This window comes from Cupriavidus sp. 01L45 (genome assembly GCF_056399885.1).
In genome coordinates this window covers 1-13,771 of the sequence record NZ_JBFTSG010000040.1, presented here as the reverse complement: position 1 = coordinate 13,771, position 13,771 = coordinate 1, and the positions used below count along the sequence as shown (strand labels likewise).

Here is a 13,771-nt window from a genome sequence, read left to right as displayed (position 1 = left end):
CCGTAAAGCCGTAAAGCCGTAAGAATGTCGCCGACAATCATTCGATCCGCAGGATCACAAGCCATCGGAGATCACGCCTGCCAGGGTGCGGCTCATTGGCTATCGGAGTCAGCCGCAACCCGCTGAAGCCAGTATGGGAGAAACCGGCTACGCCCCCCATGCGGCAATTATGTCGCCCGATGTCACCCTTGCCTTGCGCTCGGGCATATGGGACGCATGGCTGCGTCGATGCGTGGATGCGTGAGCTCGGCCTTACGCGAAATGCCGGTCAAGCGGCAATGCCACGACCGCTTCGAGACCGCCACCGTCGCGTGCACGGAACTGCAGTGAGCCGCCGTGCAGGCGCGCGATGCGTTCGACGATCGCGAGCCCGAGGCCGGTGCCGCCCGAATGGCCGCGCGCGTTCCTGCCGCGGCTGAAGGGTGCCTTGAGCTGCTCAAGCTCCTCCGCGCCGAGGCCGCTGCCCCGGTCGCATACGGCCACATACGCCGACTTGCCTTCGGCCCAGGTATGGATGAAAAGGCCGGTTCGGCCGTAGACGACCGCGTTCTGCATCAGGTTCATCAGCAGGCGCATCAGGCTCACCGGCCTGAACGAAATCGCCGGTATGTCGCCGAGCGACAGCTCGAATTCATGCCCGAGCCCCGCAAAATCCGCCGCCAGCTGACTGACGAGCGCATTGAGATCGCCAGGCTCCGGCACCTCGCGTTCGCCGCTGCCCGCGTAGTCCATGAACTGCTGAAGGATCGTGTCGATCTGATCGAGATAGCCTTCCACCGATGCCACGAAGGGTTCGTCGGCGCCGCGCGGAATCGCCATCGCCATCGCGAGACGCAGCTTGGTCAGCGGCGTGCGGATGTCGTGCGACACGCCGGCCAGCATCAGCGTGCGCGTCGCATCGGCCTGCTGCAATGCCTGCGTCATCTGGTTGAACGCGCTGCTTACCTGGGCGATTTCCGTCGGTCCGTCGGTGGGCAGCGGCACCGGGGCTTCGCCGGCGCTGAGGTGACGCGCGGCCCGCGCCAGGTCCTGCAGCGGACGGTTGATATGCAGCTGGATCAGATAGCCCGTCAGCGCCGCGAGCAACGCGAAGGCCACTGAAAGCACGAGCGCGGCGGTGATGCCGCTCGCCTGTGCGTCTTCGGCCACCGGCAAGGCGATCCAGCTGGGCGTGCCGGCGACGTGCACGCGAATCCATAGCCGCTCCCCGTCGCCCGTCTGCCATCGCACCGGCATGTCCGGGGGCAGATAGCGTTGCAATGCATCGACGAAGACGTCGCGCTGATACGTACGAAAAATACGGATCGGACTGGGGTGCGGATCCTGTACCACATGCTCCGGCGGCTGCGCCTGCCCACCGAGCCGCGCGGCTGCCGCGCGGCCCTCATCGGGCGGCATGGCGGCAAACACGCCGTCGAGCAGCTTCACGTAATCGGAAAAGATGTTCGCCGCGCGTTCGATGTGCGGGCGCTGCACGAAATGCAGCAAGACAATGAGCGAACAGACCTGCGTGAGCATGACCAGCCCCACCAGCAAGGCGATGTTGCGCGCGAGCAGCGAACGGGGCAGCGCGAGCCGCATTACGACTCGATGCCGGCCACCAGCATGTAGCCGACACCCCACACGGTCTTGATGAAGCGCGGCTTGGAAGGATCGTCTTCGACGATCTGGCGCAGCCGCAGGATCTGTACGTCGATGCTGCGGTCGAGCGCGTCGTGATCGCGGCCGCGGGCCCGCGCAAGCAGGTTATCGCGGCTCACCGCCCGGTTCGGCGACGAGCCCAGCGCATGCAGCAGCAGCATCTGCGCGGAATGCACCTCGACCGGTTCGCCGCGGCGCAGCAGCGCCTGCTTGCCGACATCGAACTCGAATTCGCCGAAGCGCAGGGTCTGCGAGGTCACGGTCGGATCGCCCGCCGCCATTTTCTGGCGGCGCAGCAGTGCGCGGATCCGTGCCACCAGTTCGTCCGGCACGAACGGCTTGGCGAGATAGTCGTCGGCGCCGGTCTCGAGCCCGGCCACCCTGTCGACCGGATCGCCCTTCGCGGTCAGCATCAGGATCGGCAGCGTCTGTCCCGTGGCGCGCAGCCGGCGGCAGATGGTCAGGCCGTCTTCCGGCTCCATCATCAGGTCCAGCACCAGCAGGTCGTATGGCTCGCGTTGCAGATAGCGGTCGAGCTGCTTGCCGTCGGCGATCACGCGCACCTGGAAACCGTGCCCGGTCAGGAACCGCTGCAGCATGTTGCGCAACTCGGCTTCATCATCGAGCACGATAATCCTGTTCACCTGCTCCATGGCGCGTCTCCGGCGATGGCCGGGAATCAGCGGGCCATCATTTTCTGACTCAGGTATTGCTCGATCTGCGGCAACGTGACGTAGCCGGCCCGCTGCGTGTCGATTTCGTCGAAGCGGCTGGCGACCATCGGCATGCCGGCCGCTGCCTGGTCTCGGGTCAGCTTGCCGTCGTGCGTCGTGTTGGCAGTGGCGAAGCGCGTCTGCAATTGCTGCATCGCACGCTCAACCCTTGCGCTGTTTCCTGCGGGCGGCGCGACGCTCTGGGCGGACGCACCTGCTGAAACAATACACAAAATAAGCATCGCGATCATCTTCTTCATGGCTTTCTCCGTGGTTTAGCCGACCCTCGCCGGCGGCGTGGGTGATCGATCCGATACTGCGGTCACGCCCAGTGCGCGGGCACCCAGACGCGGCCGACCCAGTGTCCCGGCACCATTACCGCAGGAGCTGGCGCCCGCGTCACGTAGACGGGACGCGGCGCGTACACAACCTTCGGCGGCAGCGGCGGCGCGACGTACACCACCCTGGGCGGCGGCGGGGCGACGTAGACCGTCTTCGGCGGCGGGGGCGGCGGCACATAGACCACCGGCGGGGGCGGCACATACGCTACCGGCGGAGGCGGCACATAAGCCACCGGCGCAGGCGCGATGACCACCGGCGCGGCACCGACCGCAACCGTGGCACCTACGGTCGTCACCGTGCCACCAGTCGTCACGGTCCCGCCATGCACGACCGTCGTGCCGCCCGCGGTCGTCACGACACCCGGCGCAACGCGGGTCGCGGAGCCCGAGTGCGTGACGGTTTCGCCGTAAGCACCGGTCGCGGTCCCCGAGCGGTCGCACGTAGCGCCGGCGCAGCTGGTCGATGCCGCGTGGCTGACGGTGTTGCCGTTCGAACCGGTGATCGTGCCGGATGACGAGTACTGCCCCGGCGCATCGCGTGTCACGCTGCCCGCCGTGGAAGCGGTCTGTCCGTTGGCCCCGGTGAGGTTGCCCGTATGCGAGCACGTACCGCCCGAGCAACTGGTGTCGCCAGCGTGCTGAACCGATCGGCCGTTCGGTCCGGTTGCCGTGCCGGAGTTCGAAAACTGCCCCGGCGCCGTACGGGACACCGTGCCGGTGTTTGTCGCGAGCCCGCCGTAGGGACCGACGACGCCGCCGGCATGCGAGCAGCTTCCGCCTCCGCATGATCCATAGTGCGCGCCGTTATAGACGCCGTGCGGCGTATAGGCCGTGCCGTGGCCGGACCAGCCCGCGAAGGCCGGGGTGCTGGCGAGGAAGATCAGCGAGGCGGTCGCTGTGAGGAGGTAACGGGGTTTCATCGGATGTCCTTCTGGTTCGGTTCGGGTCAGGTCACGCACCGCGGCGTGGCAACGGGACGAACTATAGGACGACATCGCCAGTTAATCGCCTTGGAAAAAATGTCGCGGTGTTACACCGGACCGCAGAGACGGTGCGCGCCGATTGCCATCCGCCGCGCCCGCAAGCCTCCCCCGCTGGCGGACCGATTCGGTGACATCGGGCGAAATACTTTCCGCCTGTTCCTGGCCGCGCCCGCCCACTAGAGTTGGCTCATCCGGCGCGACGGCGGTCATTCCCGCAGACGGCGCGCCTTCCCCCCGACCTTACCTGTGCTCATCATGCTTACTACCGGAAAAATCACGCTCTATGTCACGTTGTTCATCGTCGCCGTCTCGCTGGTCGAGGCCTGCGTGCTCACGCGAAAGCACCGCAACAGCGGCACGCCGTTCGACTGGAGTGAAACATGGCTGTCGCTGGCCGATCTCGCCGGCCGCAAGTTGTTCGCGCTGCTGCCGCTTTCGCTGGCGACGCCGATCTTCTCTTTCGTCTGGGAACATCGCCTCTTCACGGTCTCGATCAACAGCGCGCTGATGGTACTGCTGCTGTTTGTCGGCCAGGAGTTCTGCTACTACTGGTACCACCGCGCCTCGCATCGCATCCGGTTCTTCTGGGCGACACATGCGGTCCATCATTCGCCGAACCAGTTGACGCTGTCGTCTGCTTACCGGCTCGGCTGGACCGGCAAGCTGACCGGCACGGCGATGTTCTTCGCCCCGCTCGTCTGGCTCGGCGTGCGCCCGGAGGTCGTGCTCGCGACGCTGATGTTCAACCTCCTGTACCAGTTCTGGCTGCACAACACGTGGATGCCCAAGCTCGGCTGGCTCGAATACGTATTCAACACGCCGTCCGCGCATCGGGTGCACCATGCGTCGAACGTCGACTACCTCGACGCGAACTACGGTGGCGTGCTGATCGTGTTCGACCGCCTGTTCGGCACCTATATCGAAGAACGCGCCGACGAACCTTGCCGCTACGGCCTCGTGACGCCGACGCACTCGCGCAATCCGCTCGTCAACCAGTTCGAACACTGGGTCAGCCTCGCCCGGGATATCGCGTCGGCGGGCAATGTGTGGACCGCGATCAACTACGTGATGATGCCGCCGGGCTGGCGTGCGGACGGCACTGGCGAAACCACGGAGAATCTGCGCCGGCAGCACTGCGACGCACGCCACACGGTCTCCGTGAGCAGCAACTGAAAGGGAGCGGCGCGGTCGTGGCGAGTTACCAGCCTCCGCGCCCCAAGGCTGCCAGCGCCCGGCTATGCCCCCGCCGCCGCAAACCTGTCGGTAGCGGCAACCAGCTGATCAAGGATGCCGGGCTCGGTCCATGCGTGCCCGGCGCCTTCGATCAGATGCAGATCGGCATCCGGCCACGCCTGGTGCAGCGCATAGGCATAGCGAGCCGGGCACGGCATGTCGTAGCGGCCGTGCACGATGACACCCGGAATGCCGGCAAGGCGAGGCGCGTCGCGCAACAACTGCCCGTCTTCCAGCCAGCAGCGATGCGTGAAGTAGTGGTTCTCCAACCGCGCGAACGCCAGCGCGAAATGACTGTCGGCATGCTTCGCGCTGTTGGCCGGATCGGGCAGCAACGTGATCGTCTCCCCCTCCCATACACTCCACGCGCGGGCCGCCTCCAGCCGCTTCTCCATATCGCTGCCGGTCAGCAGCTTGCGATAGGCGGCCATCATGTTGCCGCGTTCGGCTTCCGGAACGGGAGCCTGGAATCGGGCCCATTTCTCGGGAAACACCTCCGAGACGCCGTATTGGTAATACCAATCCAGCTCCGCCTGGGAGACGGTATATACCCCGCGCAGCACCAGTTCGCTGGTCCGCTCCGGATACTTCTGCGCATAGGCCAGCGCGAGCGTCGAACCCCACGAGCCGCCAAAGACCAGCCAGCGGTCGGCGTTGGCCAGCTTGCGCAGGCGCTCGATGTCATCCACCAGATGCCACGTGGTATTGGCTTCCAGCTCCGCATGCGGCGTGGACCGGCCGCAGCCGCGCTGGTCGAACAGCATGACGTCGTAGCGCGCCGGATCGAACAGGCGGCGGTGATCGGCCGATATGCCGCCACCAGGACCACCATGCAGGAATACCGCCGGCTTGGCGCCGGGCGTTCCAACGCGTTCGTAGTAGACCACGTGGCCGTCACCGACATCCACCGTGCCGGTTTCATAGGGTTCGATAGCGGGATAGAGCGAGAGAAGTTTTGGCATGGATCAGGTCCGGTCAAGGCGTCCGAAATGCCAGAGTGTATCGCCTGCCGCAACATGCAAGACACAGGGAAAACACCCCATCGGCCGGACTACCGAACGCGGCCCCGTACGATTACGCGGCACGGTTGCAGGAGCGGCCTCGAATGGCCGCTCCCGGCCGCCTGGTGCGGAACCTGCCAGACAGCCTCCCGAAGAGATTTGGCCAGCGAATCCTGCCTGTCGGATTTCATCGCCGCATCCGTGGGTCAGTAGGCCTGATCGGCAACAACACGGGCCACCGTTTCCAGGGACTGCTTTAACGTGGACAGGTCGACGGAGCCGAGTGCCAACCGGATGGCATGAGGCACATGCGCTGCCGTCGCGAACGGATGGGCCGTCGACACGGAAATATGCTCGCGCATCAACGCCATCGCGATCGCGTCTGCCCGAACTTCCTGTGGCAGAGGAAGCCAGACGAAGTACGACGCGGGATGGCTGATCCTTTTCAGCCCGCCCAGGACTTCAGTGGCAAGGCCCTGCCGCAGCGTGGCATCCCGCCGTTTTTCGGCTTCGAGCCTGGCCACGGTGCCGTCCTCGATCCAGCCGCAGGCGATAGCCGTCATGGTTGCCGGGGTGTTCCAGGTCGTGGCCCGGATGGCCCGTTCCAGCCTGGGAACCCATTCGCGCGGGGCACAGACGAAGCCGACGCGCAGCCCGGTGGCGACACTCTTCGAGAAGCTGGACACATAGACCGTCGTCTCCGGGGCCAGCGATGCCAAAGGCGGTGGGGCGCCTTCCGCCAGGAACGCGTAGGCCGCGTCCTCGATGAGCATCAGTCCATGCTGACGAGCCATGGCGACCAGTTCCCGACGCCGCCTTGCGCTCATCACCCAGCCGAGCGGGTTATGGAGCGTCGGCATCGCGTACACGGCGCGTACGCGCCGTCGCCTGCACAGCGCCGCCAATGCGTCCAGATCCGGGCCATGTCCTGCGGCGGGAATTGGGGCGAGTTCCAGCCGATTGACTTCGGCGGCGAGCTTGAATCCCGGGTACGTCAGCGCGTCCACGGCCACCACGTCGCCGGGCTCGAGCAAGGCCATGGCGGTTGTCGTCAGCCCGTGCTGCGCGCCGCTCACGAGCAATACGGTTTCGGCCGATGCCGCCAGCCCCCGGCTAGCCAGGTGGCGCGCCACGGTCGCCCGCTCGTGCTCGCGCCCGCCGTGGGGCTGGTATCGAAGCAGGGCCTCCAGATCGCCTGCGGCAGCGAGCTGGCGCAGCGCTGCACGGAGAAGGTCTGCCTGATCCGGCAACGAGGGATAGTTGAAGCTCAGGTCCACCGTGTCAGCGCTCCAGGCATGCAAGTCAATGCCTTGTCCGCGAGGGAGCGCCTCCTTGACGAACGTGCCGCGACCGGTCTCCCCGCTCACCAACCCCATCGCTTGCAGCTCCGCGTAGACGCGCGTGGCCGTGACCAGCGCCAGTCCTTCGCGAGCCGCGAGCTCGCGGTGCGTTGGCAGTTGCGTCCCGGGACGCAGCCGCCGCGCACGGATATCGGCCGCGAGACGGTCGACCAGTTGCTTGTAGCGGGGCTGAGGCATGCCTGAACGTATCCATGACAATTATTTGAATGTATTGATTATCGGTTCCACGACGGCGCAATACAACGTCTCCACTCGCACGAGGCCTCCCATGCACATCGCCATCCTGACCTTTGAAGGTTTCAACGCGCCAGTGGGGGAAAAGGAGACCTACGTGACGCGCGCGATGGCGAACATTTTGCCGTTCCTCTAATGCGCACGGCGTCTCGACTTGGGAGGACCCGCCCTGGCCGTCAGCGTGACGCTGCCCATCCTGCGATTCGGCGATACACCCAATAAAAAGCGGGATGGCACCACCGCCCATCCCGCTTCGCTTACCACCAGGCTCCCCGGCTTACCCGCGGAAGCCCGCGTTCAAACCACCCCCTGCGCCAGCATCGCGTCCGCCACCTTCACAAACCCGGCGACGTTGGCCCCTTCCACGTAATTGATATACCCGTCCGCCTTCTGCCCGTAGTGGATGCAGTTGCCGTGGATGTCTTTCATGATGGCGTGCAGTTTCTCGTCGACCTCCGCATGGTGCCACGACAGGCGCATGGCGTTCTGCGACATTTCCAGGCCCGAGGTGGCGACGCCGCCGGCGTTGCTGGCCTTGCCCGGCGCGTAGAGGATGCGCGCGGCGAGGAAGCGGTCGACGGCGTCCAGCGTGGAGGGCATGTTGGCGCCTTCGGCCACGCAGAACACGCCGTTGGCGAGCAGGCGTTCGGCATCGTTGCCGTCCAGCTCGTTTTGCGTGGCGCAGGGCAGCGCCACGTCAGCCGGTACGTGCCAGGGTGTACGGCCGGCTTCGAAGTGCAGGTCTTGCTGCGCGGCAAAATCGGCCAGGCGCCCGCGCGATTCGTTCTTGAAGGCCATCAGCGCGGCGAGTTGCTCGCTGTTCATGCCCTTGGGGTAGTGCAGCACGCCGCCGGAGTCCGATACCGTGAGTACCTTGGCACCGAGTTCGATGGCTTTCTCGGCGGCGTACTGGGCCACGTTGCCCGAGCCGGAGAGCAGAACGCGCAGGCCGCTGAAGCCGCGCCCCCGGCGATGGAGCATTTCCTGCGCGAAATACACCGTGCCGTAGCCGGTGGCTTCGGGCCGCATCAGGCTGCCGCCGAAGGCCATGCCCTTGCCCGTGAAGACGCTGGCGGAGCTGTTGGACAGTTTCTTCATCATGCCGGCCATGAAGCCCACCTCGCGCGCGCCCACGCCGATATCGCCGGCGGGCACGTCGGTATCCGGGCCAAGGTGGCGGTACAGCTCGGTCATCAGGGCCTGGCAGAAGCGCATGACTTCGCCGTCGGACTTGCCCTTGGGGTCGAAGTCGGAGCCGCCCTTGCCGCCGCCCATGGGTAGCGTGGTCAGCGCGTTCTTGAAGGTCTGCTCGAAGCCGAGGAACTTGAGCACCGAGAGGTTCACGGTGGGGTGCAGGCGCATGCCGCCCTTGTAGGGGCCGATGGCGGAGCTGTGCTGCACGCGGAAGCCGCGGTTGACCTGGACCTGGCCGCGGTCGTCGGTCCATGCCACGCGGAACTGGATCACGCGCTCGGGTTCCACCAGCCGCTCCAGCAGCGCTTGCTCGCCGTAGCGCGGATGCTGCTCGACGAAGGGCCACAGCGTCATCATGACTTCCTTCACGGCCTGGAGGAATTCGGGCTGATCGGGGTCGCGCCGGGCAACGCCGGCCAGGAATGTTTCAAGGGAAGCGGATGTCACAAGTGTCTCTTCGATTCGATGTGCTGGTGCTTGGCAGGAGACGGCCGCCACGGATACCTGTCCGGCGGGCGTGCCGAGGGATGCCACGGTGCGCCCGGAACGGCTCGGGCGCGCAAACGCGGCAAAGTCCGGCGGCAGCCGCCGCCGGAGCATGTCAATACATTCAGGATTGGGACTGGATGTATCGCCAGGGGCGAAGCTTAGCATTGGCGCGGCCACGCACGACAGTCAAAACACCTTTGATGAGGAGACATATAAAGGCCGCTTGCATGTATTTTTGTGCGATCAACGGCCACATGGAGCGGATCGCAGCGGGAAGCCGCGCGCCGTACAATCGGCGGATTGCTCCCGGACGAGGCTCAAGCGCGTGGAAATTCCCATCGATCAGGCGGTCAGTCTTATCCACGAGGCGGCCTACGGCACCCTGGCCACCAACGCTGCCGCCCTGCCCGGCTACCCCTATGCCACGGTCGTGCCCTTCGTGGCCGACCACGCCAACGCACCCGTTATCTGCGTCAGCGCGCTGGCCGAGCACACCCGGAATCTGCTGGCCGATCCGCGAGTGAGCCTGTCCGTGCTGCAACCGGGCGCCACGGACGTGCAGAACGCGCGCCGGCTGACGCTGGCAGGCGATGCGGCCCGCTTCGAGCCGGGGCCAGCCGAGTTGGCGCGATACCTGCGCTATGAACCGGCTGCCGAGCCTCTGCTGGCCCTGGATTTCCACTTCTTCCGCATCAGCCCGAAAACCATCCGGTTTATCGGCGGCGTCGCGCGCATGGGCTGGATCGGGGACGATGCATGGCGGGCATTGCCGCAGGTGCCGCCGGACACCGAGGCTGGACTCGTGCAAGCGATGTCCCTGGCCGCCCCGGCCGGCGTTCGCGTGCTGGGCGTGGATTGCCACGGCATCGACTATGAAATTGCCGGGCTGCGCAAGCGCCGGGGCTTTCCCGCCGCGCCCATGCCGCTTGAGGCAATGGAAGAGGCAGCCCTCGGGCTTGTGGCCGGCCTCACCTAGGCGCGCCCGTTCAGGCGATCCGCAGCACCGGCCCGCGTTCCTTCAGCGCCGCCGCCAGTTCAGGTTCCGGCGCCATATCGGAGATCAGGTAGGCGGCCTTGTCGAAATGCTTGACCAGCACGCCGGCGTTGCGGCCGAACTTGGTGTGATCGGCCACCACGCAGGCCACGCTGGCGGCCAGCAGCATGCGGCTGCGCAACTCGGCGGCCGAGCGCGAGAAATCGCTCATCTGGCCATCGGCGGTGATGCCGCCGGTGCCGATAAAGGCGAAGTCGGCGTGGTAGCGCGACAGCTGTTCGATGGTGTCCCAGCCGTGGGTAGCGTCCTCGTTATCCTGCAGTTCCCCGCCAAGCACCACTACACGATTGCCGTTGCGCCGTCCGAGCAGCATGGCGATGGTGATGTCGTTGGTGTAGACCAGCAGGTTATGGTGGCCATGCAGGGCCTGGGCCACGGTGTGGGTGGTGGTGCCGTAGTCGAGGATCAGCGAGGCGCCGTCGGGCACCAGCTCCGCCGCGCGCATGCCGATGGCGCGCTTGCCTTCGGCATTGACCGCGGCGCGGGTCTGGGTGTCGGGCTCGGCCCGCTCGGGTGTGAGCGCGCCGCCGTGGGTGAGGATCAGCAGGCCGCGCGCCGCCAGCGCATTGAGGTCGCGGCGGACGGTCTCGCGCGAGACATCGAGTTCGCTCACCAGTTCGCTGATCGCCAGCGCGCCGCTGGCGGCGAGCTGGTCGAGAATGAATTTTTGCCGCTGCTCAGCCAGCACGTGGACTCCGCTGCATAGGAAAAACAAAGGTGGATTCTAACCCCGTCATACCGGGGCCAGCCCGATCAGCCGGCTGATATTGGCCGCGGCCTGCTGCAACGCGGGCACGATCTCGGCGGGGATGCGCTCTGGCGTGGCTTCGCCCGCCGAGGTGGAAATGCCCAGCGACAATGTCCGCGAGCCAGCTGCCGGCAGAGGCACCGCAACCGATACCTGATTGCTCTCCGGGTAGGCCAGCACGCTCCACTCGCCGGGCGGCAAGGGCAAGGCCGTCGCCAGCGCGCTGCCCGCCGGCAGCACGCTGCCCACCCGCAGGTTCATGACCACCAGCCGGCGCCGCTCGGCCGGCGCCATCGCCCGGCCGATGATGATCACGCCCTCCGGATTGGCCTCGCCAAGGTTGGCCGTGCCGGAGTAGGCGTCGGCCAGTTTCTGCAGCCCCTCCTGCACGGCATCGGTGACGCCCAGGCTTTCCAGCGCGGCAAAGCCGATCTCGAAGATACGCGTGGTGAGACGCCAGCGATTGCCTTCCCGCGCCACATACGCATCCTCTTCCAAGGTCAGCAGGAACCGCAGCACGGTGGGGTGCGGCAGGTCCACCGCGCGCGATAGCTCCGCCAGCGTTGGCCGGCCGTTGTGGCGGAACGCTTGCAGGATCGCTAGACACCGCTGGATCGATCTATTATTCTTCATCCGCTATTTCGTTCACCTAGAGCACGCTTCGTTCATTAGGTGAACATACTAAAGCAGAAAGAAGGCGGCGGCAAGCACCGCGCCTCACCGCTCACACAGGAGACAAGATGAAGACCATCGCCCCCGCACTTGCGTCCATCCTCGCCCTCGCGCTGCTGGCCCCGGCCGCACAGRCCGCCGATGCCTGGCCAGCCAAGCCGATCAAATGGGTCGTGCCATATCCGCCCGGCGGCTCGACCGACATGCTCGCGCGCATCGTCGGCCAGAAGCTGGGAGAGCGGCTCGGCCAGCCGGTGGTGGTGGAAAACAAGGCGGGTGCCGGCGGCAACGTGGGCACGGACTACGTGGCCAAGCAACCGGCCGATGGCTACACCATCGTAATGGGCAATATCGGCCCCATCGCCATCAACCCTTCGCTGTATCCGGACCTGCCCTACAACCCGCTCAAGGACCTGGCCCCGGTGACCATGCTGATGGCGGTGCCTAACCTGCTGGTGGTCAATCCAGCGCTGCCGGTGCATTCGGTGCGCGACCTGATCGACTACGGCAGGCGGCAGCCAGCCCCGCTGGGCTACGCGACGCCGGGCGCCGGCACCTCGCTGCACCTGGCGGGTGAGCTCTTCGCCACCACCTCGGGCGTGAAGATGACCCACATCCCCTACAAGGGCAGCGCGCCGGGACTGAACGACACCATGGCCGGGCATGTGCCGGTGATGTTCGACAACATGCCCTCCGCGCTGCCGCTGGTGAAGGCGGGCAAGCTGCGCGCGCTGGCCATCACCAGCGCCCAACGCTCCGCGCAGCTGCCCGATGTGCCCACCATGGCGGAAGCCGGCCTGCGGGGTTACGAGATCGCCGGATGGTTTGGCGTACTGGTGCCGGCGGCCACGCCCAAGGCCATCGTCGCCCGGCTCGACACCGAACTGGAGGCCGTGCTGAAGATGCCCGACGTGCGCAAGAAGCTCGACGAGATGGGCGGCATCGTCTCCGGCGCCGGGCCGCAGGCTTTCGGCCGCTATATCGAAGCGGAATCGCGCAAGTGGAGCACGCTGGTGCGCAGCGCGAATATCACGGTCCAGTAAAGCCACAACCCATCCACCACCAAGGAGACAAGCCATGTCGCAATACCGCCTTATCGATATCCACCCCATTGCCGGCGCGCTCGGCGCGGAAATCCGCGGCGTCGACCTTGCCCGGCCGCTGTCCGACGAGACCTTCGCCGAGATCCGCTCGGCGCTGCACGACAACCTGGTGATCTTCTTTCGCGACCAGGAACTGACGCCCGAGCAGCACAAGGCATTCAGCGCGCGCTTTGGCGATCTGCTGGAAGTGCCGTTCATCCGCGCGCTGCAAGGGCATCCCGAGATCCTGCCGGTGATGAAGGGCAGGACCGAGCAGACCAAACGCAATTTTGGCGGGCTGTGGCACACCGACATGAGCTATGCGGAAATCCCGCCGCTGGGGTCCGCGCTGTACGCCCGCGTGATTCCGCCCTATGGGGGCGACACCATGTGGACCAATATGTATCGCGCCTACGATGCGCTGTCGGACGGCATGAAGCAGGTTCTGGACAAGCTGCGTGCCGTGCATAGCCCGGTGCGTTCATACGGCGCCGGCGGCGCGGTCGTCAACAATGGCGATCCCGCGCACAAGATGGATGTACGCACCGACGAGCGCGCCAGTAGCGAGGTCATGCATCCGGTGGTGCGCATCCACCCCGCCACCGGGAAGAAGGCGCTCTATGTCAATAGCACCTATACGCTGCGTTTCGAAGGCATGACCGAGGAGGAGAGTGCGCCGTTGCTGCAGTTCCTTTACTGCCATGCGGTGCGGCCGGAGTTTACTTGCCGGTTCCGGTGGACGCGGGGGGCGTTGGCGGTGTGGGATAACCGGTGTACGCAGCATCTGGCGATGAATGACTATGATGGGTTTGATCGGGAGTTGCATCGGACTACGATTGCTGGGGATCGGGTTTTGGCGGTGGGGGGGTGAAGGTCATGCGGTTATACACATCGTTGACCCACCGAAGCGATCCTGGCGCCCCGGAAAAGTGTTTACATTCAAGGACTTGAAGCGGCACTTGTAAACTGTCTGAGTCTCGCGTTTACTTCTGCCTTTTTGGGTGACGCGTTGACGATTGAATCTC

14 protein-coding genes are annotated in these 13,771 nt (G+C 65.8%); 5 read left to right on the top strand and 9 right to left on the bottom strand.

What is annotated here, in order from left to right; translation table 11 throughout:
- Positions 1-252: 252 nt before the first annotated feature.
- The 4 genes from AC1DT6_RS25545 to AC1DT6_RS25530 form a co-directional block, all read right to left on the bottom strand.
- Entirely contained in the window at positions 253-1,581 is a 1,329-nt protein-coding gene (locus AC1DT6_RS25545) for an ATP-binding protein (protein WP_441628326.1), read from the bottom strand.
- A complete protein-coding gene (locus AC1DT6_RS25540; RefSeq protein ID WP_441628324.1) occupies positions 1,581-2,294 on the bottom strand; it encodes a response regulator in 714 nt (237 codons plus the stop codon). Before AC1DT6_RS25540 ends, AC1DT6_RS25545 begins: the two co-directional genes overlap by 1 nt.
- A 26-nt stretch (positions 2,295-2,320) precedes the next feature.
- Positions 2,321-2,614 (bottom strand): EF-hand domain-containing protein, encoded by a 294-nt coding sequence (locus AC1DT6_RS25535; RefSeq protein ID WP_441628322.1) that lies wholly within the window; start codon positions 2,612-2,614, stop codon positions 2,321-2,323.
- A gap of 62 nt (positions 2,615-2,676) precedes the next feature.
- The gene (locus tag AC1DT6_RS25530) at positions 2,677-3,615 is read right to left on the bottom strand and encodes a hypothetical protein (protein ID WP_441628320.1); all 939 of its coding nucleotides are present in this window, start codon (positions 3,613-3,615) and stop codon (positions 2,677-2,679) included.
- A 318-nt stretch (positions 3,616-3,933) separates the two neighbouring features.
- On the opposite strand from AC1DT6_RS25530, the gene AC1DT6_RS25525 reads away from it, so the two are divergent.
- Positions 3,934-4,851, top strand: coding sequence for a sterol desaturase family protein (locus tag AC1DT6_RS25525; protein WP_441628318.1), 918 nt, complete (start codon positions 3,934-3,936; stop codon positions 4,849-4,851).
- 62 nt (positions 4,852-4,913) lie between these two features.
- On the opposite strand, the gene pip is transcribed toward AC1DT6_RS25525, so the two are convergent.
- Positions 4,914-5,873 (bottom strand): prolyl aminopeptidase, encoded by a 960-nt coding sequence (gene pip / locus AC1DT6_RS25520; RefSeq protein WP_441628316.1) that lies wholly within the window; start codon positions 5,871-5,873, stop codon positions 4,914-4,916.
- Between the two features lie 245 nt (positions 5,874-6,118).
- Positions 6,119-7,450, bottom strand: a complete 1,332-nt coding sequence (locus AC1DT6_RS25515) for an aminotransferase-like domain-containing protein (RefSeq protein ID WP_441628314.1) — start codon at positions 7,448-7,450, stop codon at positions 6,119-6,121.
- Here AC1DT6_RS25515 and AC1DT6_RS25510 point away from each other — a divergent pair.
- Positions 7,449-7,643 (top strand): hypothetical protein, encoded by a 195-nt coding sequence (locus AC1DT6_RS25510; protein ID WP_441628312.1) that lies wholly within the window; start codon positions 7,449-7,451, stop codon positions 7,641-7,643. The genes AC1DT6_RS25515 and AC1DT6_RS25510 overlap by 2 nt on opposite strands.
- Before the next feature lie 161 nt (positions 7,644-7,804).
- On the opposite strand, the gene gdhA is transcribed toward AC1DT6_RS25510, so the two are convergent.
- Positions 7,805-9,148, bottom strand: coding sequence for an NADP-specific glutamate dehydrogenase (gdhA, locus tag AC1DT6_RS25505; protein ID WP_477103059.1), 1,344 nt, complete (start codon positions 9,146-9,148; stop codon positions 7,805-7,807).
- Positions 9,149-9,515: 367 nt separating this feature from the next.
- Between gdhA and AC1DT6_RS25500 the strand changes: the two genes are divergently transcribed.
- Complete coding sequence (locus AC1DT6_RS25500) at positions 9,516-10,166, top strand: HugZ family pyridoxamine 5'-phosphate oxidase (protein WP_441628308.1); 651 nt, start codon at positions 9,516-9,518, stop codon at positions 10,164-10,166.
- A 10-nt stretch (positions 10,167-10,176) separates the two neighbouring features.
- Here the strand turns inward: AC1DT6_RS25500 and AC1DT6_RS25495 are convergent, their stop codons facing one another.
- Both AC1DT6_RS25495 and AC1DT6_RS25490 read right to left on the bottom strand, forming a co-directional pair.
- A complete protein-coding gene (locus AC1DT6_RS25495) occupies positions 10,177-10,932 on the bottom strand; it encodes a DeoR/GlpR family DNA-binding transcription regulator (protein ID WP_441628306.1) in 756 nt (251 codons plus the stop codon).
- A gap of 45 nt (positions 10,933-10,977) precedes the next feature.
- On the bottom strand, positions 10,978-11,625 hold the full coding sequence (locus AC1DT6_RS25490; protein ID WP_441628304.1) for an IclR family transcriptional regulator: 648 nt from the start codon (positions 11,623-11,625) through the stop codon (positions 10,978-10,980).
- Between the two features lie 107 nt (positions 11,626-11,732).
- Here AC1DT6_RS25490 and AC1DT6_RS25485 point away from each other — a divergent pair, with 107 nt between their 5' ends.
- Both AC1DT6_RS25485 and AC1DT6_RS25480 read left to right on the top strand, forming a co-directional pair.
- On the top strand, positions 11,733-12,707 hold the full coding sequence (locus tag AC1DT6_RS25485; RefSeq protein WP_477114991.1) for a Bug family tripartite tricarboxylate transporter substrate binding protein: 975 nt from the start codon (positions 11,733-11,735) through the stop codon (positions 12,705-12,707).
- Positions 12,708-12,741: 34 nt separating this feature from the next.
- On the top strand, positions 12,742-13,617 hold the full coding sequence (locus AC1DT6_RS25480; RefSeq protein WP_441628300.1) for a TauD/TfdA dioxygenase family protein: 876 nt from the start codon (positions 12,742-12,744) through the stop codon (positions 13,615-13,617).
- Positions 13,618-13,771: the final 154 nt, after the last annotated feature.

Bases quoted from the DNA above. Each gene is read 5' to 3' on its own strand.
- AC1DT6_RS25545 (WP_441628326.1), bottom strand. From the start codon at position 1,581: ATGCGGCTCGCGCTGCCCCGTTCGCTGCTCGCGCGCAACATCGCCTTG.
- AC1DT6_RS25490 (WP_441628304.1), bottom strand. From the start codon at position 11,625: ATGAAGAATAATAGATCGATCCAGCGGTGTCTAGCGATCCTGCAAGCG.
- AC1DT6_RS25530 (WP_441628320.1), bottom strand. From the start codon at position 3,615: ATGAAACCCCGTTACCTCCTCACAGCGACCGCCTCGCTGATCTTCCTC.
- AC1DT6_RS25540 (WP_441628324.1), bottom strand. From the start codon at position 2,294: ATGGAGCAGGTGAACAGGATTATCGTGCTCGATGATGAAGCCGAGTTG.
- AC1DT6_RS25535 (WP_441628322.1), bottom strand. From the start codon at position 2,614: ATGAAGAAGATGATCGCGATGCTTATTTTGTGTATTGTTTCAGCAGGT.
- AC1DT6_RS25510 (WP_441628312.1), top strand. From the start codon at position 7,449: ATGCCTGAACGTATCCATGACAATTATTTGAATGTATTGATTATCGGT.
- AC1DT6_RS25480 (WP_441628300.1), top strand. From the start codon at position 12,742: ATGTCGCAATACCGCCTTATCGATATCCACCCCATTGCCGGCGCGCTC.
- AC1DT6_RS25525 (WP_441628318.1), top strand. From the start codon at position 3,934: ATGCTTACTACCGGAAAAATCACGCTCTATGTCACGTTGTTCATCGTC.
- AC1DT6_RS25515 (WP_441628314.1), bottom strand. From the start codon at position 7,450: ATGCCTCAGCCCCGCTACAAGCAACTGGTCGACCGTCTCGCGGCCGAT.
- pip (WP_441628316.1), bottom strand. From the start codon at position 5,873: ATGCCAAAACTTCTCTCGCTCTATCCCGCTATCGAACCCTATGAAACC.